Here is a 24,019-nt window from a genome sequence, read left to right on the forward strand (position 1 = left end):
ATGAGCACTCCTTGGAGCCAGAAGAAATATCGAAATATAGTATGAAATCTCAATGCGAGAATTGGTTGAATTCATGCATCTTTACTGTGCTGTGTATCGGACCAAGACAGTTTGAGATGCACCGTTTAAGGAAGAGATTATCCGCCTGGCAATTGTTTCGTATCTACTGAGACGGATGCTGGACGAACAATAGATATTGCAGGACAGTAAATATACACAGTTGGATGTCGGAAGCATCCTTGCCGCGGCCGGTATTCGGGTGCGGGGGATGCCGTGGCCGCATGTGCGAGTAGGATAACCGACCGTGGCTCAGACTCAGGTGCATCAGGCAATACGACGGGCGTCGGCAGACGCGAAATACCGGCAGATGACCGAACAGCCGATTCCCTCCCTGATCCTGACATTGAGCGTGCCGGCGGTGATCTCCAATCTGGTGACCACTGCATATAACCTCACCGACACATTCTTTATCGGGCAGCTCGGCACTGCGCAATCCGGAGCCATCGGCATCGCCTTCTCCATCATGACGATTCTTCAGGCGCTGGGCTTTTTCTGCGGCAACGGCGCAGGTAATTCGATGAGCCGCGAACTCGGCAAACGCAACAACGAGCGTGCATCCAGACTGCTGGCCATCGGATTCGTGGCGGCGTTCTCTTTTGGTCTTGTGGTCGCCATCATCTGCTTGGCCACCTTGCGCCCTCTGGTCGTGATGCTCGGCTCCACGGAGACCATCGCACCATATGCCGTGCAATATCTGACACCGATTCTTGTGGCCGCACCATGCGTGTGCGGCTCCTTCGCATTGAACGGATTGCTGCGCTATCAAGGTCAATCGGCGTTCGGCATGATCGGTCTGGTCACCGGATCGCTGCTCAACTTCATGTTGGCACCGTTGTTCATCTTCGTGCTGGACATGGGCATTTTCGGTGCCGGACTGGCCACCGGTATCTGTCAGAGCGTGAGTTTCGTGATTCTCGTCGTCATGAGTGCGCGATTCGGCGTATTGAAGCTTTCGCTGCGCAATTTCAAACCCGATCCGCTGCTGCTGCGCGAGATTCTCGGCGGCGGCCTTCCCTCGTTGGTCCGCCAGTCCGCCGGCTCGATCGCCACTACTTGCGTCAACATTGCCGCCAACCCGTTCGGGGATGCGGCGATCGCCGGCATGGCCATCGTGATGCGCATCATGCTCGGCGTCAACTCGGTGATCGTCGGCCTCGGGCAAGGCTTCCAACCGGTATGCGGATACAACTATGGTGCCGGCAAATTCAGCCGCGTACGTGAAGGATTCTGGTTCTGCGTGTGGCTCGCCACCGGCGTGCTGGTAGCGCTGTCCATAGCGATCTGGCTCGGTGCGCCCGAGCTCGTGGAAATCTTCCGCTCCGATCCTGCCGTAGTGTCGGTCGGCGTGGCGGCATTGCACTTCGAATGTTTGACGGCATGGACGAACGGCGTCAACATGATGGGCAATATGATGAGCCAGACCATGGGCAAAACCGGTATCGCATCATTCCTGGCGGTATGCCGCACCGGCCTGTATCTGGCACCGCTGGTGCTTGTCCTGCCGTATTTCATCGGCCTGACCGGCGTGGTGGTCGCCCAATCCATCGCCGACATGATGACGTTCGTCACCACGATTCCGTTCCTGCGATATCTGTTGGGAAGCGTTCTGGCAACGCATCGCACGCAGGATGAGCGGCGGTCCTGACATCCCAGCGAATCGGCGTTTGATGGCCGACGAATACGGCATTGACGTCGCGAACAATACAAGCATCGTAAGCGATACGAGTACTAGAAACAGGAGGAGATGGAGATGGGCCAGTTCGGCGTCATGATCGGCCAACTGGTCGGATTCCTGATCATGCTGATGGTCGGCTACGGGTGCGTGCGTCTGCGGTTCTACGGCAAGGTGGCGCTTGACGGCATGTGCTCGCTGCTGCTTAACGTGCTGATCCCCGTGCTGGTGTTCTCGAACGCCGTGGACGGTACGGATCGCGCACAGTTGTTCGCCAACCGTGGCGTGATGCTGCTGACTGCCATCATGTATGGTCGCTGATATTGGCGTTCGCCATCGTGGCATGGCTGCTGCGTCTGCATGGTTCCCGCAGCCATATATTCCAGGCTTCGCTGATTTTCGGCAACGCCGGTTTCATCGGCATTCCATTGGTTATGGCACTGTTTGCGCATGAAGGTGCCATTTATGTGGCGTTGATGTCGTTGGTCGATCAGGCATTGCTGTGGACATACGGCGTATGGCTGTGCGAACCGGTGTCCGATCATGAACACCTCACCCCTCAACGCACGAATCCGTTCGCATCATTGCACGACGACCTGCTGAATCTGGCGAAGCGTTTCGTGAATCCCGCCTTCATCGGTGTGATGATTGCGCTGGCATTGATTTTGCTTGGCATACGCGTGCCCGAACTGATCTTGAAACCGTTGCATACCATCGGAGGCATGGCCACGCCGATGTCGCTGATTTATCTCGGTGGCCTGTTCGCGCTGACGCGTTGGTGGGGCGTATTGAAACGCTACGAATTGTATGTGGGATTGGTGACCAAGATGATCGCCTTCCCGCTCGGATTCTATGCGTTGCTGACCGCGCTCGCCGCCGTCTGCCCGTGGCTGCCGGTCACCCATGACATGATTTTGATGATGACTGTTATTGCCGGCTTGCCGACGATGACCACGATCGCGATGTTCACCGGTCGGAAAAACAACATGCCCGACTACGCCGTCGGTTTTGTGCTGGTGAGCACCTTGTTCTCGCTGGTTTCACTCACCATCGTCTCCGCCATCGTATTCTGACGTTTTGCGCTGGTCTTGCGATCAGTGAGTTGTTGTCGATAGCGTCGCTATGACATAAACGAATGTGCGCTGGTACTCCCTGCGGTGTTCCGCAGTCGGGTATCAGCGCACATTCACATATGTTGTGAGCGGAAGCGGTCTGAAGATATCAGAGTGCGATATCAGAGTGCGCCGAAGCCCACGGCATGCTTGGTCTCGGAGCCGATGATGGCGTAGCCCAGCGCCTTGGCCGGCACGATGATACGACGACCCTTATCGTCGGTCAGATCAATCGATTCGCCGTCGTTCACGGCGCGGGCGATGGCGGCACCAACCTGATCCGCCGAGTCGTCGGTGCTGAAATTCACCGGACGTGCAACGTTCTGGATGCCCAGTTCAATATCCATGATGATTGTGTTCCTTTTCCTTGAGTTGTTCTTTGAATGGTTACGGTCGGGAAAGATGCTGTACCCCGTCAATGGGAAGAGGCTTTCGCAGGGCCGATGACGCTTACCTGGACAGCGGGTTGCCCTCGCTGTCATAACCGTCCAGTCCGGCGCGTGCATCGCGCAGGGCGCGCTCCTCGCGCTCCAACAGTGGGATTACCGTGGTCTGCGCGTCGGGAGAGCTATGCGATCCGTGCCAAAGATTGCTGGAGGTAGTCGCATTGACCGGTTGCGTGGGGCGTGCATCGGTGGTGGCGTTCGCCGCACGTCGAGTGCCCGTTGCGGTGCCGGTGGCGTCGATGGTGCCTGTTGCGGGTCCGCTGGCCTTGGCTTCCTTGACCGCGCCGGATTGCGCATCGTTCATGTCGATAAGCTCCTTCAGTGTGATCGTCACAGAGGAGGAGCCGGCCGCGGTATATGCGGCGGAGGACTCGACGGCGTTCGGCGTCTGGACCCGACTGCTGCCGGTTTTGTCGGACGCGCTGTAGGGCATGGCGGTTTGTGGATGATTGTCGGTGCGATCTGCTGCCTCGGCGTTGGCACCGGTCACGTCCACGTCTCCGGCTGCCACGATTTCAGCGGAACCGGTTCTATCCGGATCCGGCGTATCATCGTTCGGCTGGGCAATCGTAGCGGCGGTCTGCATGGGGGAGACCGGTCGCGTAGCGGATGCCTGCTGTGTAGCGGCCGGCTGCACGGTTTGCGTGGCGGAAGCGGAACGCGAAGATTGCGGCTGTGCGGAGGCAGGGCGCTGCTGGTCCTGCAGCAATGCGCCTACGGTGATGGTGGAGGGGGAGCCGGGCTTGGCCGCCGCCCCCGCGGCCGGAACCGTGGTGGCGGTCTCATGACGCATAACGCCCAGCTGGTGTGCCAGACGCTCCACCTGAGCCTTGAACTGGACGATACGGTCGTTGTCCGCACGATTCAGCGCCTGAATGAAATCGCCCACCTGCTCCATCTGCAGCCACAGGTTGGCCCTGAGCATGATGAGATCGTCGAGCCGGGAGCCCATCATGCGTCCGTATGCGGAAAGCACGGCATTGCGGTGGTTCTCATCGAGTTTGCCGAAAATCCACGCCAGATCGCGCGCAGGGTCGTTCACCTGCATGTCCTGCCAATTGGTCACCGCAGTGATGGTGGAGTTGGAGAACAGGAAGTCACCGTCGCTGAAACCGCCATGCACCGTGCACGTGGTGAAGGACCACAATCCTTCGGTTTCCATGATGCGTGCCCAACTGTCCGTAATCTCGGTCGGCACATGCCCCGCATTGCGTAGTCGGCGAATCCATGCAGTCAGCTGCGCGCGAATTTGCCCGGTGGTGAACACCGGGTATTTGGCGGCGGACAGGAATGCGGGGGAGAGCCGATGAATGGCTCCGATTGCAGTGCCGACGGCGGTGCAATCATCCAAAGTCAGCAAATCGAGCGAACGCGCCTCGCCATCGTTATGTGTGGTCACCATCACGGTGGTTTCGCCGGTGGGACCGGGCTTCTTCGCGGCGCGCGGCGTCTCATCCTCTTGCCGGGCTTGCCGGCCGAGCGCCTGTGCGGTGGCGGTCTGACCCGGCTGCGAAACATCTCCCCGGGCGAAAGCGATGACATGATCCAGCTCAAAGCCGAGTCCACCGGGCTCTCGCGCCGCATCCAAGGTCTGTGCGGCCTTCACTCGGCGAATCAGACGGGACCGCCCCTCCTTGGTGGTGGTGGCATATACGTCGTACGACTTGCCAGAGGCGTCCTGAACCACGGTCTGATCGATGCCGTTGGCTTCATCGGTCGCGCTGGGCTGTACGTTCGCGCGCACGCCGGACACTCCCAGATTCGGCAGAACCGCCGAGGCAAGCGCCGCCAACATATATTCGCTACGTTTCATCACCCTTCCACACTAATACATGCCGTGTCTTCGTGACACGTTCTGTAAGACGTGTGGACGCTTCGCGTCACGGTTTCCATGCCACAATGGAAGGTATGAAACAGGTGCAGGGGATTCTTGAGGGGCTTGATGAGCAACAGCGCAAGGCGGTGACCACGCTGCACGGACCTGTGCGTATCATCGCCGGAGCCGGAGCCGGCAAGACCAGAACGGTGACGAGACGTATCGCCTACGCCTGTGCCACCGGAGCGTGGAAGCCCGAACGGGTGCTTGCCGTGACCTTCTCGGTGAAGGCTGCGGCGGAAATGCGTGCACGTCTGGAACAGCTCGGTGTGGCAGGTTCGACCGGTGGCCTCGCCGAGGGAGGCGGCCGAGGCGTGACCGCGGCGACGTTCCACTCCGCGGCGTTGCGCCAGCTCAATGAGGTATGGACGGACGTATGCGAAGCGCCGTTCCCTCATCTGATCGAGGATCAGCGCGATGTAGTATCTCGTGCGATCACGCGCGCCACGGCGATCGCGGATATCGATCCGCTGATCGTACGCGATGTACTTGCCGAAATCAATTGGGCCAAGATCTCGCTGGTGCCGGTTGACGATTATGCGCGTATCGCCGCGATGGTCGGCCGCCAGAACCCGGCAGGTCTTGACCCGGCGAAGTTCGCTGACGTCTATGCGGCGTACGAGCAGGAGAAGACATCCCGAGGGGAAATTGATTTTGATGACATTCTGCTGCTGGTGTGTCATATCATGGATGACTTTCCCGATGAGGCCGCTCGCATACGTGCTTCGATCGGATGGCTGACCGTCGACGAGTATCAGGATGTCTCTCCGTTGCAGCATCGGTTATTGAGACTCTGGCTCGGCGGGGGAGCCGAGGACGATCGGGTGCTGAATCGCAATATCTGCGTGGTGGGGGATCCGGCGCAGACGATTTATTCGTTCGCTGGCGCATCCAGTTGGGATCTGCTGCAATTCGGCGAGGAATTCGGCCCGCTGGCCGCGGATATCAATCTCAATACGGATTACCGTTCGACTCCGGAAGTGGTGACCTTGGCGAATCGGGTACTTGCCTCGGCACCGGATCGTGGTGATTATCTCCGTCTTGTTTCGGCCCGGGAGCCAGGACGCCGCGTAGGGAGAATCGCCTATGACACCGATCTGCAAGAGGCGCAAGGAGTGGCCGCGCGCATAGCTCGTCTGATCGCGCAGGGAGCGAAGCCTTCCGATTGCGCGATCCTGACGCGCATCAACGCGCAGCAAGCGGCGTTCGTTTCGGCGCTGAGAGCCTTGGGGATCAAATGCCGGGTGCGTCGGGATTCAGGATGGCAGTCAACGGCTTTGGCCGATGAAATGGCTTCCAAACGCGCTTTGCTGGAGGCCATGGGATTGGATCCGTCCGGCATGAGGCAAGATGACGACCCGGGCGTGACGATCTCCACGATTCATGCGGCAAAGGGTCTGGAGTTCAAGCATGTGTTCCTGATCGGTTGTTCCGAAGGACTGCTGCCGTTTGGAGCGCCTGAGTCGTCAGAGGCGCTGGAAGAGGAGCGAAGGCTCATGTATGTGGGCATTACGCGTGCGGAAGACAGTCTGCAACTCTCGTATGCGAAAACCAAAGATGGATATGGCGCACAGCAACGGAGGCCTTCGCGCTTTCTATGAACTGAAAACTGTGGGCGATGAGGGACTCGAACCCCCGACATCCACCGTGTAAAGGTGGCGCTCTAACCAACTGAGCTAATCGCCCGCAAGTGACCACAGTACCGTATGGGCGGCACAGCGACACGCTGAAACGCACACAAAATCACATTATTCAGGTCACATCTCGACTTCACGAGGTGGCCTGAACGTCCGTAACGGCGTACGCCTATGGTCCTTACGGTTTTATGGGCTGACGATGACCTATGGTCGTGGTGACTTGCCCGGACCGGTCAGCGGCCTTTGCCGAAGGCGCGCAGACGAATGCCGTTCCAATCGGGGCTGACCGTCAACGGCGTGGCTGCGTTCATGCCTGCAGTCTGTGCCGCGGACTGCACGGTGGAGGAGCCGGGAGCGCCGGGACGACCGGGCTTGGGGGTCAAAATCCACATCGGACCATCCTGCCCCAGCACCGAATAGGCATCGACGATGGTGTCGGACAGTTCGTCCTCATCGTCGCCGTCACGCCACCACACGATGACGCCATCCACGGCGGAGTCGTAGTCCTCGTCTACGAGTTCCTCGCCCGTGAGCTTCTCGATCTGTGCGCGCACGGAGTCGTCCACGTCATCGTCCCAGAGCCATTCCTGGACGATGTCGCCGGGTTTGAATCCGAATTCTTCAGCCTTTTGTGATGCGGTTTGATTCACAGGGGACACATTAGCAAGTCTTGGCGAACAAATGCGTTAACTCGGCCGAAAAACTTCGCAATGTGGGCAGAGGAATGAAAGGCGAAAGCGGCGTGCATGGTTTGTGCGGCTTCTCAGGCGGTGCAGTGCGGCAGATCATCGCCCTGCCCCTTGCCGATGGCGACCAATGCCTGATACGCCTCGTCCAGTGTGGAGACTTTCACGTCGCGCAGTCCATCGGGCACATGACCGACCACGGATGAGCAGTTCGCTTCAGGGGCCAGGAACCATGTGGCACCGTCTCGTTTGGCTCCGAGCATTTTGAGCCGTATGCCGCCGATGCTGCCCACCTTGCCCTGCTTGTCGATGGTGCCGGTGCCTGCGATGGTCAGACCTCCGCTTTCCTTGGCCGGTGTGAGCTTATCGATCAGTCCCAACGTATACATCATGCCTGCGGATGGGCCGCCGATGCTGTCAACATGCATGGTCACCTTGGCCTTGGCCAGAGCATCGGCATCTACGCCAAGTTCCTGCGCATGCTCGCGGACGTAACGCAGCCCCACCTCGCTGGCCTCATCCTGAGAGCCGGTCATATCGTCGTCGATCTGTTGCCGGTATTCATCGGCGGTCTGCCCCACCGGCACGACTGCCTCCTGGGGCATCACCTCCACGTGAGGATTGGCCCATCCCCATACAGCCTGTGCGTTGATGATCGGATATCCGGGTACGCCTGAGGCACTGACCGTGACTAACAGCAGTTTGCCGGAATCGCGATAGGTAGTCACTCCTTTGCCCTGTACCGCAATGACCTCTTCGCCGGATGCCTTGCCCAGCACATTCTGCGTAGGACCGGGCATTTCGATGACGTAAGAGCTGGGCAGCAGCAGAATCACCATGCCAAGTACCACAGCGAACAGGCCGGCGAGATGGCGTATCGACCGTGCTGCGAAATAATCGCGAATGTGGTGAAGGAAACCTTTGAGACGTTCAACCATACGCAACAGTGTATGCGTAATGTATCCGCCGGAAGGAAAACGCAGACTCGATCGTTTTCGGGCTTGGCCGGCAGCGAACGGCGAGACAACCCCCTACACTTGTGGTAACACCGCTGAGCAAAGAAGGATGCGCATGGATGACAACGCGATTCACGAATGGCTGATCAAATGCTTCGGCCCGATTCAAGGCGAAATGGCCTGGCAGCAGATCAGCCAGTTGCCGGATTCGATTCGCGAGCAACTGATGAGTCAGGATCCCAGCCGTCTGCCTGACCCCAGTGAAGTGCAGCAGATGATGGCCGCATTCACCGCCGGCGGATTGAACACCATGGGCGATATGCAGCGCACCGTGGAGGAAGGACCGATCAACGTCAAGCTCGCAAAGTCGCTGGCATTGCAACGTGCCAATGCTTCAGGATCGAGCTCCAGCGTATCCGCGTTGGACGGTGAGGCGGCGCGTCGAGCGATGAGCGAGGCGAACCTGTGGCTGGACACCGCCTGCGCCTTCGACCCGGCACCGGGGGAGCCGGATGTGCTGACTCGTCAGGCTTGGGTGGAAGGCACCATCGACCAGTGGGCCAAATTCGCCGCACCCGTGGCCGAGTCGATGAATGAGGCGCTCGCATCAGTGATCTCAGACCGATTGGGCGGCATGCTGGGCGAAGGTGAGATCTCCGGCATGTTCGCCGGGCCGGTTCCGATTCCGATTCCTGACGGTATGAAGGATCCTGCACAATTGATCAAGCTGCTCGGCAATACCTCGTTCGCCATGCAATTGGGCCATGCGGCCGGCGATCTGAGCCGCGAAGTGCATGGCAGCTTCGATCAGGGCATTGCATTGCTGAAGAACCCCGCAGGCGGGCTGATCGCGCAGAACGCCATCGAATACTCGGCATTGCTCAATGGTGATCGACCGGCGGATGAAGCATCCGCCGGTGATGTCCCATCCTCCAACGCCGATGCGCATCGGGCTCCGATCGGCTTCACTTCCGCCAAGAAGGACATGCCCGAGGACGCGGATCATGTGCGTATCGATGCGGATGGTGAAGCAGCCGCATTTGAGGACGCGCTCAACGGATTCGGTGCCACTGAGCGCATTCCGGAATCAGAAGTGCTTTCATTCCTCGCCCTGCAGGAGATGGCCCATTCCCGGCTGTATGCATCCGTGCCGTGGCTGATGCCGCGATTCGAGGCGCTGATCGGCAAATATGCGCGCGGCATCTCCATCGATTTGGATGCCATGGAGGAGCAGCTGCGCGATGCGGTGTCGATGGATCCGGAATCCATCTCCGGTGCCGTGAACCTTACCAAGGTCGGTATTCCGGATACGCCGGAACAGCGTGAGGCGCTCGCTTCGCTTGAATCGTTGCTGGCCATGGTGGAAGGCTGGGTTGATTGCGTGGTATGGCGTGCCGGTATGGCGCATTTGCCGCATATCGAACAGCTGCGTGAGATGATGCGTCGCGAACGAGCCATGGGAGGACCTGCGGAGCGTACGTTCGAAAGTCTGCTCGGCCTGAAGCTTCGCCCCAAGCGCATGCGTGAGGCCGCAGGGCTGTGGGAGATGATCACCTCCGCCGAAGGCTCCGATGCGCGCGATGGTAAATGGGCGCACCCCGACCTGTTGCCGGTATTGGCGGCGGACGGTTCAGGTGCCGGTGCGGGCACCGGTGCCGTCGCTGGTGCGGCTGGTTCCAATGCGGCTGGTTCTGGTGCCGGCCCAGTCCATCCCTCCGCTGAGGGGGCATCGGATGCCATCGATTGGGACGCGGAGCTCTCCAAGCTGCTCGACGGCGATGACGGGGAGGATGCGAAGAACGACACGGGAACCGATGCCGACCGATGATTTACGGTCTTGGCGGGTCGCGTGATTGGGCCAAGCCGACGGATTGCGTCGCAATAGTCACGTAAAGTTGTGCTGGAGTGTATTTATCCAGCAGGAGGTTGAAGAGCCGATGGCGCAGGAACTTCGTGAAGGGGACGCTAAGACGGGCATCGCCCGCGCAGGCAAGCGCAAGTGGGGTTACGACCCCGAGCAGGTGGATGCTTTTCTGGAGCGAGCCCATGCCTTGTATGACAGTGACGGCGTCAAGCTCACCCAGCATGACATTCAGGACGTTTCCTTCGATGTGAAGAAAAACGGTTATGTTATCGCTCAGGTGGATGCCGCGCTCGGCCGGCTGGAGCGAGCGGTTGTGGACAAGCAGACCACATGGGAGATCGCGCAATTCGGCCGCGTGACATGGAAAGCCACGACGGAGAAGCTGTATCGTGAGGTGCAGTCCCACGCGGAACGTGCCGAACGTGAACGGTTCAAGCCGGGAGCGCCCAAGCAGCCTTCGTACGACAAGAAGCAGGTGGACCGCCTCGTCGATCAGATTGTCGACAAAGCAGCCGCGTCTCTGGGCATTGACGGCGTGAGCGAAGCGGATGTGCGCGCATTGGCGGATTTGAATGCCAACACGGTGAACAATGTGGTGTTCACGCAGCGTAAAGGCAAGCGCGGCTATGACGAACGTCAGGTCGATTACTTCCTGAATTCCTGCGTGCAGCTGCTCAGCCGATTGGAATCCTATGCGCGCGTGGCCGACTATGTTTCCGGTGAACCTGCGTCGACGCCATCTGCGTCGGCTTCCGTCCCGGCACCGTCTGCGAACGCCGACAGTGTTCCCTCGCTGTTCGCGGCTGGGGCGCAGCCGCCTGCTGCGGATGTCCGTCCTACGGCCACTCCTGCAACGGACCATGATGATTCGTTTGACGCGCTGCATCAGGCTGAGCGAAATCTGTTTGCAGCCCCGGCTCCGACTTCGCCGGTAGCGGCGGCACCCGCCGCAACCGTTGCCGCGGCGGCCCCAGTGGCGGCCCCTGTTGCAGTGCCTCCCTCCTTTGCTCCCCAGACGGCAACATCGTCATCTGCGTCTGCTGGCACGCCGTACGCTGCCGCACAGCCGCCGGTGGCCCATCCGGGACCTGTTCCGGAACACAAGATTGCACCCGTGACGCCTGCGGCCGAGCCTGTTGCGACACCGAGCGCAGTGCCTGCACCATCCACCGCAACGCAACCGGTGAGCTTCGCTCCGTCGCAGCCCACACAAGAATCGTCCATCTTCGATGCCCATACCGACAATGCCGGTCAGAGTGATTCTTCATTGGCCGCGCTGGCCCATATGGCAGAGATTTCACAGGAGATTCCTGTGGTGAACACCCAGTCGTTCACTCCCAAGCTGCCGGATCTCGGTTCGCCGCAGCTGAAGCTCAGCGATCTTCCCGAGCCCATCGCACCGGTGGCTGCTCCGTCTGCGCCGTTTGCCGCTCCGGCAGGTTCCTCGGCCGACCGCTCGGCCGGCGAGACCACTGCTCCGGCACATGCCTATGCCGGTTCCTCCGCTTCGGTGCAGCCTGTCGAGCACACTCCGGAGCACAAGTCTGCCGTGCCTGTCGCTGAACCTGAACCCGAGTCGCAGGTTGAGCAGCCTGAGGCAAAGCCCGAGGAACCGAAACATGACAGCGCCGCCGCCAACCCGTTCGCGATGCTGTTCCCGATGAGCAGCGATCTTGACACGGAGATTCCGGACCTGTCATTCCCCACTCTGAACGATTCGACAAAGAAGGGACGTTGAGCGTGACCCGCACCTCTACGGTGGTGATTCTTGGCTCCACCGGTTCTATCGGCACTCAAGGGCTGGATGTTATCAGCCGTCATCCTGAACGGTTCGTCGTCACAGGACTTGCCGCCGGAGGAGCGCATGTTGAGTTGCTCGCCCGCCAAGCCGCGCAATTCCATGTGCCGCGGGTGGCGATATTCGACCAGGCCAAGGTTCCCGCACTGCGCGAGGCCCTGGCTCAGGCCGGCGCGCAAGATGTTGCCGTCAGCGCCGGCCGCGAGGCGGTTGTCGCGATGGCCGGTTCTGGTGCGGATGTCGTACTCAATGGCATCACCGGCTCCATTGGCCTTGAACCGTCCATCGCCGCGTTGCGAGCCTCATCCCAGTTGGCGTTGGCCAACAAGGAATCCGTAGTGGCCGGCGGCCATCTGCTGTTTGACTCGCAGGTGCGTGCCAACCAAATCAATCCGGTGGATTCCGAACATTCCGCAATCTGGCAGTCGCTGCGTTCCGGTACCCATGCCGAAGTCGCCAAACTGGTGGTTACGGCTTCGGGCGGGCCGTTCCGTGGCTGGCATCGTGCCGATATGGCTCAGATCACCCCGGAACAGGCGCTGCATCACCCCACATGGAACATGGGGCCGGTGGTGACCATCAATTCCTCGACCCTGATGAACAAAGGGTTGGAAGTCATCGAAGCATCCCGTCTGTTTGACATACCCCCGGACCGTATCGCCGTGACCGTGCATCCGCAATCCATCGTGCATTCCATGGTTGAATTTGTTGACGGTGCCACGATTTGTCAGGCCTCGCCGCCCGACATGCGTCTGCCCATCGCTTTGGGACTATCCGCACCGGAGCGAATGGACAATGTGGCGGCGGCATGCGATTGGACACAGGCCGCTTCGTGGACATTTGAGCCGTTGGATGACGAGGCGTTCCCGGCCGTTCAGCTGGCACGGCATTGCCTGAGCGCTTCCGAGAAGCATGCGGCGGTGCTCAATGCCGCCAACGAACAGGCGGTTCACGCGTTCCTGGATCACCGCTTGCCATATCTCGGCATTGTCGACACTGTCAAAGCGGTGCTTGACGAGATGGATGCTGAACTGCGTGGCAATCCGTTGTTTGCGGACGTGGAGGAAATGAACCAGATCGAATTGGAAGCACGTCGTCTGGCCGACGATCTGATAGACAAGCAATGATGAATACCTTGAATATGGAAAAACCCATTGACAAACCGTTCCGCAAAACCGGCAATCCGATCGAGCTGACCAGCGAATCGCCATTACATCCGCGGCGCAAGTCGCGTCGCATCATGGTCGGACCGGTGCCGGTTGGCGGTGGCGCGCCCATCTCCGTGCAGTCGATGACCAATACGCTCACTGCCAACGTGCCGGCGACGCTCCAGCAGATCGCTGAACTGACCGCAGCCGGATGCGACATCGTTCGAGTCGCAGTGCCCAGTCAGGACGATGCGGACGCTTTGCCGGAGATCTGCCGGAAGTCGCCGATTCCTGTTATCGCAGACATTCACTTCCAATCCAAGTACGTGTTTCAGGCCATTGATGCCGGTTGCGCTGCGGTGCGCGTGAACCCCGGCAATATCCGTAAGTTCGACGAAGTAGGTCCCTCCATTTGCAAGGCCGCTACGGATGCCGGCATCTCCTTGCGCATCGGTGTGAACGCCGGTTCGCTCGACAAGGAGCTCTACGCCAAATACGGTGGACCCACCCCTGAGGCGCTTGTAGCTTCCGCTCTCAAGGAAGCGCATATGTTCGAAGATGTGGGCTTCCATGACTTCAAGATCTCCGTCAAGCACCATGACGTGATCACCATGGTGGAAACGTATCGTCTGCTTGCCTCTAAAGGCGACTGGCCGTTGCATCTCGGCGTCACCGAAGCCGGTCCCGCCTGGCAGGGCACCATCAAATCCTGCCTTGCTTTTGGCGCGTTGCTTGCCGAAGGCATCGGCGACACGATTCGCGTGTCCCTTTCCGCGCCTCCGGTCGAAGAGGTCAAGGTGGGCTGCAAGCTTTTGGAGTACATGGGGCTGCGTCCGCGCAAGTTCGACATCATCTCCTGCCCGAGCTGCGGCCGCGCCCAAGTGGATGTGATTCAGCTCGCCTCCGCAGTGACCGAAGGATTGAAGGATGTGACCGCGCCGATTCGCGTGGCCGTGATGGGTTGTATCGTCAACGGACCCGGCGAGGCGCGAGAGGCTGACCTCGGCGTGGCTTCCGGCAACGGCAAAGGCCAGATCTTCATCAAGGGCAAGGTTGTCGAAACCGTGCCTGAAGACCAGATCGTGGAAACATTGCTCACCAAGGCCCAAGAGATCGCCGCCCAGATGGAAGCGGACGGACAGGTTCCTGCCGGCTCCACCGGCCCGGTTGTCGTGCCGATCCAGCACCCGAACCGCTGACCCGATCCGACGTTTTCTTTTTTCCGCAGCAAGATGCCCGGCGGCGAGCCCAGTTGTTCGCCGCCAACGTAACGGCCCGACGCAGCAGGGTAGGGCCGGTGCCTACAATGGGCTGCGTGTCGAATCAGGAATCATCACCAACATCCCAGCCATGGACCCGTGGCCATCGGTTGATGGTGAGTCTGCCTATCTTCGTGATACTGTTCGGCATTCTCGTCACGATTTCGAATCTGACCACCGTGCCGTGGAATATCGAACCCACCGGACAGACCATGGCAACTCTGACCGACGATACTGCCGTCACTTTCGCCAATTCATCCGGCGAGGTTCTGCCGACCAAAGGCACCTACGAAGTCACCGAACGATACGTGACGTTGAACATTGCGCGAGATGGGTCCTTAAGCAACGAAACCGGCGTGCGCAATACGGCGGGCGAGAACGGCGTCCAAGCAGTCAAGGTGCTGATTCGTGAGCCCCGAACCGAATCGGGCAACACGACCGGCACGCTGCCCGCCGTTGTGTTCATGCACGGAGCCGGTTACGGCACCTGCGACAACTCATTCGGCGATGTCGCCACAGACCTTGCCTCAGCCGGATTCGTCACCGCCGTGCTCGACAAGCCGGTATGGAACACCACCGACATCACCCGCGACTATCCGGCTTCCGCAAAGGCATACGATCAGGTCATCAAATACCTGCGCGGGCTGGACAGCGTAGATGACTCCAAGGTCGGCATTTATGCCACCTCCGAATCCACATGGATTTCCTCATATCTGCTTGCCGACGATCCGAAGATCGCCTTCCAGATCCTCTTGAGTCCGATGGTGTTCTCTCCCCGGCAATCCTTGGGATTCTTCGTCACGCAGGATTTCACGCTTGCCGGCGCGCATGACGGTTACCAGTCCATTGTCCAGCGCGTGTTCAGCGCCGATACCGGCATGCTGGGGCTCGGCAATCTCGATATCCACACCTTGAATCCCACGGCCTATGCAATCCCCACGTATGTTGCCTATGGTTCCAAGGATGTGATGACCGCGCAAGTGGATGGCGTACGTGCGATTCTGCATGAAGCGCATCAGGCTGACAATTGGGACGTCACTGTGCGCAGCTATCCGGTCGCCAATCATGTGCTGCGTCTCGGCGACGAATCCGAATCCGGAACGCCGTTCGCCGACGCCTATGTGAGCGACCTGATCGATTGGTCCGTAGGAACCTCGCGAGGGTTGAAACAGACCAGCGAACGGGTGGCGGGAGCCAATCTCTACCAGTCGATCGGACTGCCCGGCGCGTTGCAGCCGCGGCCGGTCGGCACCGTATACGGACTGGTCATTCACGTGACGATGCTATTGCTGCTCTGTGCTTCGGCGGTGCTCGCGTTGATCGCTTTGGCACGTGTACTGCGTGTGCGGGCGCGATGGCGGCGTGCTGCACGTGACGCACGTGACGGGCATGGACATGGCGGTGCGATTGCCGGCAAGCCGAGTGCGCTTGGCTTTGCGCATGGATTCGGCAACGCGCTGCTGACCTTGACCTTGACCACCATGGCCACGCTGCTGGTTTTCTTCGCCGGTCTGGGGCAGGTGATCATGGGAGTGGTGCATCTTGCCTGGGGTGCGGCGCCGAGCGAAGAACCCGGCGTCATGTACTGGAGCTGGCCGGTGATCCAAGTGGTGTCCATCATGGTGATCTGGGCATGGTCCCGTGTGTTCATGCGGCTGATCGAGGTCGCCTCAATGCGCGGACTTATCCAATGGCCGCCGCGCAAAGGGGCGGTGCGCGGCATCATCACCGGTGCCGAACCGGTACTTGCCTCCACTCGGCTTGGACGCGTGTTGTTCTGGCTGGTCACGGTTACGATGCTGTATGTGTTGCTGTTCTTCGCGTTCTGGGGATTGTTCGTGTACTGAGCTGTGTCGATGGCAGCCGACTCGTATACCGATTCATGGAATTCATGCAGGGAGATAGTTATGCCGCTCTACCGTGACGAGGCCGTGGTCTTGAGAACCGCGAAACTCGGCGAGGCCGACCGCATCATCACCTTGCTTACCGCCGGGCACGGCAAGATCCGTGCTGTGGCCAAAGGCGTGCGGCGTGTCAGATCGCGATTCGGCGCACGACTGGAACCGTTCATGCGCGTGGATGTGTTGATCGCCGAAGGCCGCTCTCTGGATGTGGTCTCGCAGGCGGAATCCATCGCCGCATACGGTGCCGCCATCGCAGCCGATTATGCCGCATACGAGGCCGCCAACGTTATTGTGGAAACCGCCGACAAGCTTGTCGGAGTGGAGCATGAGCAGAATCGCGGCCAATACCGGTTGGTGATCGGCGCGCTCAACGCGCTGGCCAAGCACGCCCACGCGTCCGATGCCATCGCCGGCTCATATGTGATGCGCGCGGTCGCGCTGGCCGGTTGGACGCCGCGTCTCAATGCTTGCGTGGTGTGCGGCAGACAGACAGGGGCGTATCTGTCCATTGCGTCCGGTGGCGTGATGTGCGAAGCTGACCACACCACCGATGCGCGCCGCGTCTCGCCGCTTGCATTGCGACAATTCGAGGCTTTGACCCGTGGCGACTGGGCCGTGCTGGACGGCTCGCCATTGGAGACCGTATGCCGTCAACTGGTTGAAGATTGGGGAGAATATTATCTGGAGCGGCCGATTCGTTCGCTGCGCTTGATAGATTCATGAGTATGGCTTTTGAGAACGTCGATTACACATCATTGGATATCCCCGCGGCACCGTTTTCCGATCCCAGCCGTATCCCCGATTTCCCGAAGAACAAGGTGCCCCGGCATGTGGGCGTGATCATGGATGGCAATGGCCGATGGGCCAAGCAGCGAGGCTTGATTCGCACCAACGGTCATCAGGCCGCCGAACCGGTGGTGTTCGACACCATCGCCGGTGCGATCGAGGCGGGTGTGCGGTATTTGAGCCTGTATACGTTCTCCACTGAAAATTGGAAGCGTTCGCCTCAGGAAGTGCGATTCCTGATGGGCTTCTCACGTGAGATCATCCATCGTCGTGTGGCGCAGATGGACGACTGGGGTGTGCGCGTGCGGTGGTCCGGCCGCCGGCCGAAGCTGTGGAAGTCGGTGATCGACGAGCTGGAAGTCGCGCAGGAGCGTACGAAGAACAACAAGGTCATCGACGTGGTGTTCTGCATCAATTACGGCGGACGTGCGGAGATCGCCGATGCTTGCGCGGCGATTGCGCGAGAGGTGCGCGACGGCAAGATTTCCGGCGACCGTGTCACAGAGAAGATGCTCGCCGACCATCTCTATCTGCCTGATGTGCCCGACTGCGATCTGGTGATCCGCACCTCCGGCGAGCAGCGTACCTCGAACTTCCTGCCGTGGCAGGCCGCCTATGCGGAACTGGATTTCGTGCCCGAGCTCTTCCCTGACTGCGGTCGTGAAGTCCTCTGGCGCTCCATCGATCACTACATCCACCGTGATCGACGTTTTGGCGGCGTGAAGTAAAGGACAGTCCGGTGGACTGTCCGTTCGCGCCGCCGAGCTGGGCGCGGTAGCGTTCGGTGAGGTGATGCTGGTCTGCCGGAGGCAGTCCGTTCTTGCTGGCGGCGTGAAGTAAAGGACAGTCCGATGGACTGTCCTTTCGTGCCGCCGAGCTGGGTTACCGGCAAAGGCTGGTCAACCGATCGACGAAATCGTTGACAAATCGCGCGGCATCTACCGTGAGCGCCACATGGGTGCGTGGCATGGACGGAGTGACCAAACCGACTGGATCGCCGGTGGTGCGGCCTCGTACGCCGGCGAAATCGCCGGTTCTGGTTTCGGCGCGCATCGCGATGTCAAGACATCCGACCAACGTGCGGTCCAAGGCCACGGCTGCTGCAAGCGGGTCGTGCAATGGCATGCCGTCGGCGAACAGAGCCGGATCCGCCTGACGGTTCGCGGCGATGGAGAAGTCGGCGAGTCGGGCGAGGAAGCGGCCGCGTTCCGTGCCTGTCGCCGTCCATCGATCGACGGCGGTCTGAGGCAGCAGACATTGGTGCGTGACGTCAAGCCCGACCATCGTGATATCCGCACCGCAATGGAACACGCGATTCGCGGCTTCAGGATCTTGAATGATGTTGGTCTCGGCCACCGTGTCCCAACAGTTGCCGGGTTGGGTGAGCGTGCCTCCCATCATCACCAGATGCAGCTTCTCGGCGATAGCCGGCGCCTTGGTGAGTGCCGCATCCACATCGGTAAGCGGTCCCGTGGTCAGAACCGTGACGTTATGTCCGTATCGCCGCACCTGCCCAATAAGAAAGTCGGTTCCCTGTACTTCAGATCGTGGTGTCGAAGTGGGTTGTGCTGAAAGCGGCAGGGCGTGAGGATGCGCCGGATTCGCATGGGGGTCGCCCAATGGGTATCCGCCGACCGAAACGATGCCGCCGTCAACATCGGCCTGAGAAGCCGTCATGTTCGTATTGCTGGCAGCCGCGTTGGTGGTTGTTGCGGTCGCACGACCGTCGAGATAGCCACCCAATCCGTCCGGTCCGTGGAACTGCGCACACCCGGCGTCCGGGATAAAGGATGAAGCCCACGAGGGGTGCGTCGAGCCTTGATATACGGGGATATCAGAGCGGCCGAACAGTGCAAGTACGGCGTTCGTGTTCCGTATGGCTGTGGCGGCATCCACATTGCCGTATCCGGCGATGACGCCAACCAGCTCGCATGCGGGGGAGGCAAGCAGGTACGCCAATGCCAGCGCGTCGTCCACACCGGTATCGACGCAGGCGATGATTCGTGTCCGATTCCGGTTGCCGATATCTGCCCGGCCCGATGAAGCTGGCACCGCCGACGGAACTGACAAGACCGATGCATCAGGCGAGTGGGTGCCTGCTGCGGAATGCTCATGGGGGTTGCGCATACCGGCTATGATACAGGGGCATCTTGGCCGATACGGCTTGTGCCCATGGCTGTCGGGTTTCACTGCCGGACAAGACGATTCCTAGGGTGTATCGTTTGACGTTATGGTTACGATGAAGGAGATTGCCAACAAGGCGGGGGTATCCGTCTCCACGGTGTCGCTGGTACTCAACAATCGCGATGAAGGGCGTGTGAAAAGCGAGATCGCAAGCAATGTGCGTACCATCGCCAAACAACTCGGCTATCGTGCGAATCCTCTGGCCAGCTCGCTGCGCACCGGCCGCACCCGCATTCTCGGCTTCATCAGTGAGGAAGTGGCCACCACCCTTTATGCAGGTGGCATAATTCTGGGCGCACAGAGCGCGGCCAGCCAGCTGGGGTACATGCTGATCACCGTCAGCACGGACGGCAAGGCCAGTGAGAACGAGGAGATCGCCGCGCTGAAGCGGTACGGCACTGACGGATTCCTATATGCCAAAATGTCGAACCGTGTGACCAAAGCTCCCAAATCGTTGCGCGGCACTCCGTTGGTGCTGGTGGACGCCACTGATGAGGAAGGCTTGATTCCCAGCGTGGAGCCGGATGAATTCCGTATCGGATACGATGCCACCCGTCGGCTGATTGACGCGGGATGCGAACGTATCGCCTATGTCGGCTGCTCTGAATTGATGATCGCCCAGGAAGGACGTCAAGCGGGGTATAGGAAGGCGCTGGAAGATGCGGGTCGTACGTTTGACGAGCGTCTGGTGGTCAATGTGCTGAACAACGGTCCGGCGCTTGAGGCGGTAAGAGATCTGTTCGATGCCGAACATCCCGATGGCTTCTTCTGCTTCAACGACGCCCGTGCGTGGTATGTCTATGAATGCGCGGCTCGGCGCGGCCTGACCGTGGGGCGCGACATTTCCGTGGTCGGCGTGGACAACCATCGTGTATTCGCCGAAACGCTTTCGCCGATGTTGACCACCATCGAACTGCCTCACTTCGAAATGGGATACTGGGCTGCAGCCAAACTGATCTCCTTGATCGAAGACCGTTCCCTGCATGACCTTGAACTGCCTGAGACCACGGCGGCGATACCGCCGTTTGACGCCGTGGAGCCGGCGAAGATTCACTGCACGCTGATCGAAAAGGAATCGGTGCGCTGATCATGCCGTTCCGCCGCCGGCACGCTGTATGACATTCGTGCCGGCTGTTGGCCAATGGTGATTTTGGCATACCGGTGGCGACACGCCGTAAACGTCAATCGATTGACGTAAATCGATTGACGCCGCATAATTACTACTGCAACAGAAACTTCAGCAAAGGCGCAGCGGCCAAAGCGAAGCAACGGAGCGATAAACAATCAAGTAGTAGTAATCAAAGGATGATTATGGCAAGTGCATCCAAATCTGCATGGAGAAATCCCTCTTATCTGCAGAGCTCCCTGGGCATCTTCATGTTCTTCTGCTCGTGGGGCATCTGGTGGTCCTTCTTCCGCGTCTGGCTGGAATCCATCGGCCTGACCGACGGTGAGGCCGGCCTCGTCTACACCATCAACTCCGCCGCGACCATGGTCATCATGTTTGCCTACGGTGCCATTCAGGATCAGCTCGGCATCAAGCGCAAGCTGGTGATCGTCACCTCTGCTATCGCAGCGTTGGTCGGACCTTTTGTCCAGTTCGTCTACGCCCCGATGATCGAAGCCGGCGGGGCTACCCGTTGGACGGGCGCGGTGATCGGCTCCATCGTCCTGTCCGCTGGATTCATGGCTGCATGCTCGTTGCTTGAAGCCGTGACCGAGCGCTACTCTCGTTACTTCAACTTCGAATACGGACAGTCTCGTGCCTGGGGCTCCTTCGGCTACGCCATCGTGGCGTTGTTCGCCGGCTTCCTGTTCAACGTCAACCCGCTGATCAACTTCTGGGTTGGCTCCGCCTGCGGCTTCGGCATGCTGCTCATCTACGCCTTCTGGGTGCCGGCCGAACAGCGTGACAAGCTCAAGGCCGCCGCCGATCCCAAGGCGGAGAAGTCCGGACCGTCGTTCAAGGAAATGGTCTCTGTGCTGGGCATGCCTACCCTATGGGTGCTCGTGGTGTTCATGCTCTTCACCAACACCTTCTATGTGGTGTTCGACCAGCAGTTCTTCCCGGTCTACTACCGCAACCTGTTCTCCACGCCGGAGATCGGCCAGGCCACCTACGGCACCCTCAACAGCTTCCAGGTGTTCCTTGAGTCCGCCATGATGGGCGTGGTCCCGATCATCATGCGCAAGATCGGCGTGCGCAACTCCCTGCTGCTCGGCGCGTTCGTGATGTTCGCCCGCATCGGTCTGTGCGGCGTGTTCCACGACCCGATCACCGTATCCATCGTCAAGATGTTCCACTCCATCGAGGTGCCGCTGTTCTGCCTGCCGGCGTTCCGCTACTTCACCCTGCACTTCGACACCAAGCTCTCCGCCACGCTGTACATGGTCGGCTTCCAGATCGCTTCGCAGATCGGTCAGATCGTCTTCTCCACCCCGCTGGGTGTGCTGCACGGATACATGAAGGAGCTCATGCCTGCCAACGACATGGGTGTCCGCATCACCTTCTGGATGATCTCCGGCATCGTGCTGTTGGCCCTGATCTACGGCTTCTTCGTCATCAAGAAGGACGATCAGGACGTCGGCGGTGATCCGTTCTACACCGACAAGCAGCTTAAGGCCATGGAAGCCGGCAAGGCTGCGGCCTGATAACGGAATCCGCATGGACCGCGTCATGCAGCTGCGCATCGCGGTCCGGCTGCAAGGTAGCTGGATATTTGGGCGGCGTGGTTTTCCCCTTTTCCTGCGCCGCCCAATCAGCTCCGAGCGCTATGCGACCGGTGGGCTTGACCCCTAACCGGTTGCCTTCCCCTCCTCGCTCTTCTCGTACAACTCAATCCTCCTCGTCGCAAACCCCAACCTCACAAGGACGTGCCATGACTGATTTCACCCCTGCAAATCCCGTGCTCACCCCTATCCGCGACCATGCCGAAGAACTCGCCAAAGCCGAGGCCGGTGTCGCCGCGCTGGCGGCCAAGCGCAACAACCGCTGGTACCCGAAGTATCACATCGCTTCCAACGGCGGCTGGATCAACGACCCGAACGGTCTGTGCTTCTACAAGGGCCGTTGGCATGTCTTCTACCAGCTGCACCCGTACGGCACCCAGTGGGGTCCGATGCACTGGGGCCACGTCTCCTCGACCGATATGGTCAACTGGAAGCGCGAGCCGATCATGTTCGCCCCCTCGCTGGAGCAGGAGAAGGACGGTGTGTTCTCCGGTTCCGCCGTCATCGACGACAACGGAGACCTTAAGTTCTACTACACCGGTCACCGTTGGGCCAACGGCCATGACAACACCGGCGGCGACTGGCAGGTGCAGATGCTGGCCACCCCGGACAACGACGAACTGACCTCCGCCACCAAGCAGGGCATGATCATCGACTGCCCGACCGACAAGGTGGATCACCACTACCGTGATCCGAAGGTGTGGAAGACCGGTGACAAGTGGTACATGACCTTCGGCGTCTCCTCCGCCGAGAAGCGCGGCCAGATGTGGCTGTTCTCCTCCGACGACATGGTTCGTTGGACCTACGAGCGCGTGCTGTTCGAACATCCGGATCCGGATGTGTTCATGCTCGAATGCCCGGACTTCTTCCCGATCCACGACAAAGACGGCAACGAGAAGTGGGTGATCGGCTTCTCCGCGATGGGTGCCAAGAAGCACGGCTTCATGAACCGCAACGTGAACAATGCCGGTTACATGATCGGCACTTGGGAGCCGGGCGGCGAATTCAAGCCGGAAACCGAGTTCCGTCTGTGGGATTGCGGCCACAACTATTACGCGCCTCAGTCGTTCAACGTTGCCGACGGCAGCGAAGACGGCCGACAGATCGTCTACGGCTGGCTGAGTCCGTTCGTCGAGCCGATTCCGATGCAGGAGGATGGCTGGTGCGGCCAGCTGACCCTGCCTCGCGAGATCACTCTGGGGGAGGACGGCGATGTGGTCACCGCTCCGGTCAGGGAGATCGAAGCTTTACGCGAAGACACGTTCGACCACGGTGAGATCACGCTGGACATGGATGGCGAGAAGGTCATCTCCGAAGATGCCGAAGCCGTGGAAATCGAAATGACCATCGATCTGGCCCATTCCACCGCCGAACGCGCCGGTCTGAAGATTCACGCCACCCAGGACGGTTCGTACACGTATGTGGCATATGACGACCAGCTCGGCCGCGTGGTGGTGGACCGTCAGGCCATGAAGTACGGCGATCGCGGTTATCGTACCGCACCGTTGAGCGAAGCCGAGCTCGCCGCCGATACGCTGGACCTGCGCGTGTTCGTCGATCGCGGTTCCGTCGAGGTATACGTCAACGGCGGTCATCAGGTGCTCAGCTCCTACTCGTACGCCGCTGAAGGCCCGCGTGCCATCAAGCTGGAAGCCGAATCCGGATCCCTCAAGGTGGCGTCGCTGAAGCTGCACCACCTGAAGTCCATCGGACTGGAGTAGGTAGTCCGTTGGCCCGTCGGAGTCGATAGCCAATCGGCTCCGGCATCAGGCCGCTTAGCCGGCCTTCACACAAGTACAGCCCGGGTGCGAATCATGTTTGCCATCAGGAACATGATTCGTACCCGGGCTTTATACTGTTGGACGGCAAATGTGTCCATCAACGCTCGACCGGCGGCGCGC

19 protein-coding genes and 1 tRNA gene are annotated in these 24,019 nt (G+C 60.0%); 14 read left to right on the forward strand and 6 right to left on the reverse strand.

The window, feature by feature from the left end; translation table 11 throughout:
• The first annotated feature begins 367 nt into the window (after positions 1 to 367).
• From G1C97_RS01795 to G1C97_RS01800, 3 genes are all read left to right on the forward strand, one after another.
• Positions 368 to 1,705, forward strand: a complete 1,338-nt coding sequence (locus G1C97_RS01795; RefSeq protein WP_169240323.1) for an MATE family efflux transporter — start codon at positions 368 to 370, stop codon at positions 1,703 to 1,705.
• Between the two features lie 105 nt (positions 1,706 to 1,810).
• The gene (locus tag G1C97_RS12460; protein ID WP_417852193.1) at positions 1,811 to 2,053 is read left to right on the forward strand and encodes a hypothetical protein; all 243 of its coding nucleotides are present in this window, start codon (positions 1,811 to 1,813) and stop codon (positions 2,051 to 2,053) included.
• A gap of 17 nt (positions 2,054 to 2,070) precedes the next feature.
• Positions 2,071 to 2,805: an AEC family transporter gene (locus G1C97_RS01800; protein ID WP_417852199.1), complete on the forward strand. Its 735-nt coding sequence runs from the start codon at positions 2,071 to 2,073 to the stop codon at positions 2,803 to 2,805.
• Between the two features lie 161 nt (positions 2,806 to 2,966).
• On the opposite strand, the gene G1C97_RS01805 is transcribed toward G1C97_RS01800, so the two are convergent.
• Positions 2,967 to 3,191, reverse strand: coding sequence for a DUF3107 domain-containing protein (locus tag G1C97_RS01805; RefSeq protein ID WP_169240227.1), 225 nt, complete (start codon positions 3,189 to 3,191; stop codon positions 2,967 to 2,969).
• Between the two features lie 103 nt (positions 3,192 to 3,294).
• Positions 3,295 to 5,103, reverse strand: a complete 1,809-nt coding sequence (locus G1C97_RS01810; protein WP_169240228.1) for a phosphotransferase — start codon at positions 5,101 to 5,103, stop codon at positions 3,295 to 3,297.
• A gap of 95 nt (positions 5,104 to 5,198) precedes the next feature.
• Between G1C97_RS01810 and G1C97_RS01815 the strand changes: the two genes are divergently transcribed.
• Positions 5,199 to 6,767 (forward strand): ATP-dependent helicase, encoded by a 1,569-nt coding sequence (locus G1C97_RS01815; protein ID WP_169240229.1) that lies wholly within the window; start codon positions 5,199 to 5,201, stop codon positions 6,765 to 6,767.
• A gap of 11 nt (positions 6,768 to 6,778) precedes the next feature.
• On the opposite strand, the gene G1C97_RS01820 is transcribed toward G1C97_RS01815, so the two are convergent.
• The 3 genes from G1C97_RS01820 to G1C97_RS01830 form a co-directional block, all read right to left on the reverse strand.
• Positions 6,779 to 6,852, reverse strand: a tRNA-Val gene (locus tag G1C97_RS01820).
• Positions 6,853 to 7,036: 184 nt separating this feature from the next.
• Positions 7,037 to 7,453, reverse strand: coding sequence for a DUF3052 domain-containing protein (locus G1C97_RS01825; protein ID WP_100496161.1), 417 nt, complete (start codon positions 7,451 to 7,453; stop codon positions 7,037 to 7,039).
• 113 nt (positions 7,454 to 7,566) lie between these two features.
• Positions 7,567 to 8,427 carry a YlbL family protein gene (locus tag G1C97_RS01830; RefSeq protein ID WP_169240230.1) on the reverse strand — a complete coding sequence of 287 codons (861 nt, stop codon included), beginning with the start codon at positions 8,425 to 8,427 and terminating at the stop codon, positions 7,567 to 7,569.
• Positions 8,428 to 8,560: 133 nt separating this feature from the next.
• Between G1C97_RS01830 and G1C97_RS01835 the strand changes: the two genes are divergently transcribed.
• The 7 genes from G1C97_RS01835 (at position 8,561) to G1C97_RS01865 (ending at position 17,932) form a co-directional block, all read left to right on the forward strand.
• On the forward strand, positions 8,561 to 10,273 hold the full coding sequence (locus tag G1C97_RS01835; RefSeq protein WP_100496159.1) for a zinc-dependent metalloprotease: 1,713 nt from the start codon (positions 8,561 to 8,563) through the stop codon (positions 10,271 to 10,273).
• A 109-nt stretch (positions 10,274 to 10,382) separates the two neighbouring features.
• On the forward strand, positions 10,383 to 12,047 hold the full coding sequence (locus tag G1C97_RS01840) for a DivIVA domain-containing protein (RefSeq protein ID WP_100496158.1): 1,665 nt from the start codon (positions 10,383 to 10,385) through the stop codon (positions 12,045 to 12,047).
• Positions 12,044 to 13,234: a 1-deoxy-D-xylulose-5-phosphate reductoisomerase gene (dxr, locus tag G1C97_RS01845; RefSeq protein WP_100496157.1), complete on the forward strand. Its 1,191-nt coding sequence runs from the start codon at positions 12,044 to 12,046 to the stop codon at positions 13,232 to 13,234. Before G1C97_RS01840 ends, dxr begins: the two co-directional genes overlap by 4 nt.
• Positions 13,231 to 14,454 carry a flavodoxin-dependent (E)-4-hydroxy-3-methylbut-2-enyl-diphosphate synthase gene (ispG, locus tag G1C97_RS01850; protein WP_165775828.1) on the forward strand — a complete coding sequence of 408 codons (1,224 nt, stop codon included), beginning with the start codon at positions 13,231 to 13,233 and terminating at the stop codon, positions 14,452 to 14,454. Before dxr ends, ispG begins: the two co-directional genes overlap by 4 nt.
• Before the next feature lie 173 nt (positions 14,455 to 14,627).
• Positions 14,628 to 16,361 (forward strand): alpha/beta hydrolase family protein, encoded by a 1,734-nt coding sequence (locus G1C97_RS01855; RefSeq protein ID WP_205832491.1) that lies wholly within the window; start codon positions 14,628 to 14,630, stop codon positions 16,359 to 16,361.
• Positions 16,362 to 16,421: 60 nt separating this feature from the next.
• On the forward strand, positions 16,422 to 17,141 hold the full coding sequence (recO, locus tag G1C97_RS01860; protein WP_169240231.1) for a DNA repair protein RecO: 720 nt from the start codon (positions 16,422 to 16,424) through the stop codon (positions 17,139 to 17,141).
• A gap of 2 nt (positions 17,142 to 17,143) precedes the next feature.
• Complete coding sequence (locus G1C97_RS01865; RefSeq protein WP_100496154.1) at positions 17,144 to 17,932, forward strand: isoprenyl transferase; 789 nt, start codon at positions 17,144 to 17,146, stop codon at positions 17,930 to 17,932.
• A gap of 154 nt (positions 17,933 to 18,086) precedes the next feature.
• Here G1C97_RS01865 and G1C97_RS01870 read toward each other — a convergent pair whose 3' ends face one another.
• The gene (locus G1C97_RS01870; RefSeq protein ID WP_335341320.1) at positions 18,087 to 19,229 is read right to left on the reverse strand and encodes a nucleoside hydrolase; all 1,143 of its coding nucleotides are present in this window, start codon (positions 19,227 to 19,229) and stop codon (positions 18,087 to 18,089) included.
• Positions 19,230 to 19,434: 205 nt separating this feature from the next.
• Here G1C97_RS01870 and G1C97_RS01875 point away from each other — a divergent pair, with 205 nt between their 5' ends.
• From G1C97_RS01875 to G1C97_RS01885, 3 genes are all read left to right on the forward strand, one after another.
• The gene (locus G1C97_RS01875) at positions 19,435 to 20,475 is read left to right on the forward strand and encodes a LacI family DNA-binding transcriptional regulator (RefSeq protein WP_169240233.1); all 1,041 of its coding nucleotides are present in this window, start codon (positions 19,435 to 19,437) and stop codon (positions 20,473 to 20,475) included.
• 224 nt (positions 20,476 to 20,699) lie between these two features.
• A complete protein-coding gene (locus tag G1C97_RS01880) occupies positions 20,700 to 22,040 on the forward strand; it encodes an MFS transporter (protein WP_100496151.1) in 1,341 nt (446 codons plus the stop codon).
• Between the two features lie 227 nt (positions 22,041 to 22,267).
• Positions 22,268 to 23,839 (forward strand): glycoside hydrolase family 32 protein, encoded by a 1,572-nt coding sequence (locus G1C97_RS01885; protein ID WP_169240234.1) that lies wholly within the window; start codon positions 22,268 to 22,270, stop codon positions 23,837 to 23,839.
• Positions 23,840 to 24,019 lie beyond the last annotated feature (180 nt).

This window comes from Bifidobacterium olomucense (genome assembly GCF_012932375.1).
GTDB classification, from domain to species: Bacteria; Actinomycetota; Actinomycetes; order Actinomycetales; family Bifidobacteriaceae; genus Bifidobacterium; species Bifidobacterium olomucense.

Coding starts and splice junctions, on each gene's coding strand:
- G1C97_RS01795 (WP_169240323.1), top strand. CDS start 368: ATGACCGAACAGCCGATTCCCTCCCTGATCCTGACATTGAGCGTGCCG.
- G1C97_RS12460 (WP_417852193.1), top strand. CDS start 1,811: ATGGGCCAGTTCGGCGTCATGATCGGCCAACTGGTCGGATTCCTGATC.
- G1C97_RS01805 (WP_169240227.1), bottom strand. CDS start 3,191: ATGGATATTGAACTGGGCATCCAGAACGTTGCACGTCCGGTGAATTTC.
- G1C97_RS01810 (WP_169240228.1), bottom strand. CDS start 5,103: ATGAAACGTAGCGAATATATGTTGGCGGCGCTTGCCTCGGCGGTTCTG.
- G1C97_RS01815 (WP_169240229.1), top strand. CDS start 5,199: ATGAAACAGGTGCAGGGGATTCTTGAGGGGCTTGATGAGCAACAGCGC.
- G1C97_RS01830 (WP_169240230.1), bottom strand. CDS start 8,427: ATGGTTGAACGTCTCAAAGGTTTCCTTCACCACATTCGCGATTATTTC.
- G1C97_RS01835 (WP_100496159.1), top strand. CDS start 8,561: ATGGATGACAACGCGATTCACGAATGGCTGATCAAATGCTTCGGCCCG.
- G1C97_RS01840 (WP_100496158.1), top strand. CDS start 10,383: ATGGCGCAGGAACTTCGTGAAGGGGACGCTAAGACGGGCATCGCCCGC.
- ispG (WP_165775828.1), top strand. CDS start 13,231: ATGATGAATACCTTGAATATGGAAAAACCCATTGACAAACCGTTCCGC.
- G1C97_RS01855 (WP_205832491.1), top strand. CDS start 14,628: ATGGTGAGTCTGCCTATCTTCGTGATACTGTTCGGCATTCTCGTCACG.
- recO (WP_169240231.1), top strand. CDS start 16,422: ATGCCGCTCTACCGTGACGAGGCCGTGGTCTTGAGAACCGCGAAACTC.
- G1C97_RS01865 (WP_100496154.1), top strand. CDS start 17,144: ATGGCTTTTGAGAACGTCGATTACACATCATTGGATATCCCCGCGGCA.
- G1C97_RS01875 (WP_169240233.1), top strand. CDS start 19,435: ATGGTTACGATGAAGGAGATTGCCAACAAGGCGGGGGTATCCGTCTCC.
- G1C97_RS01880 (WP_100496151.1), top strand. CDS start 20,700: ATGGCAAGTGCATCCAAATCTGCATGGAGAAATCCCTCTTATCTGCAG.
- G1C97_RS01885 (WP_169240234.1), top strand. CDS start 22,268: ATGACTGATTTCACCCCTGCAAATCCCGTGCTCACCCCTATCCGCGAC.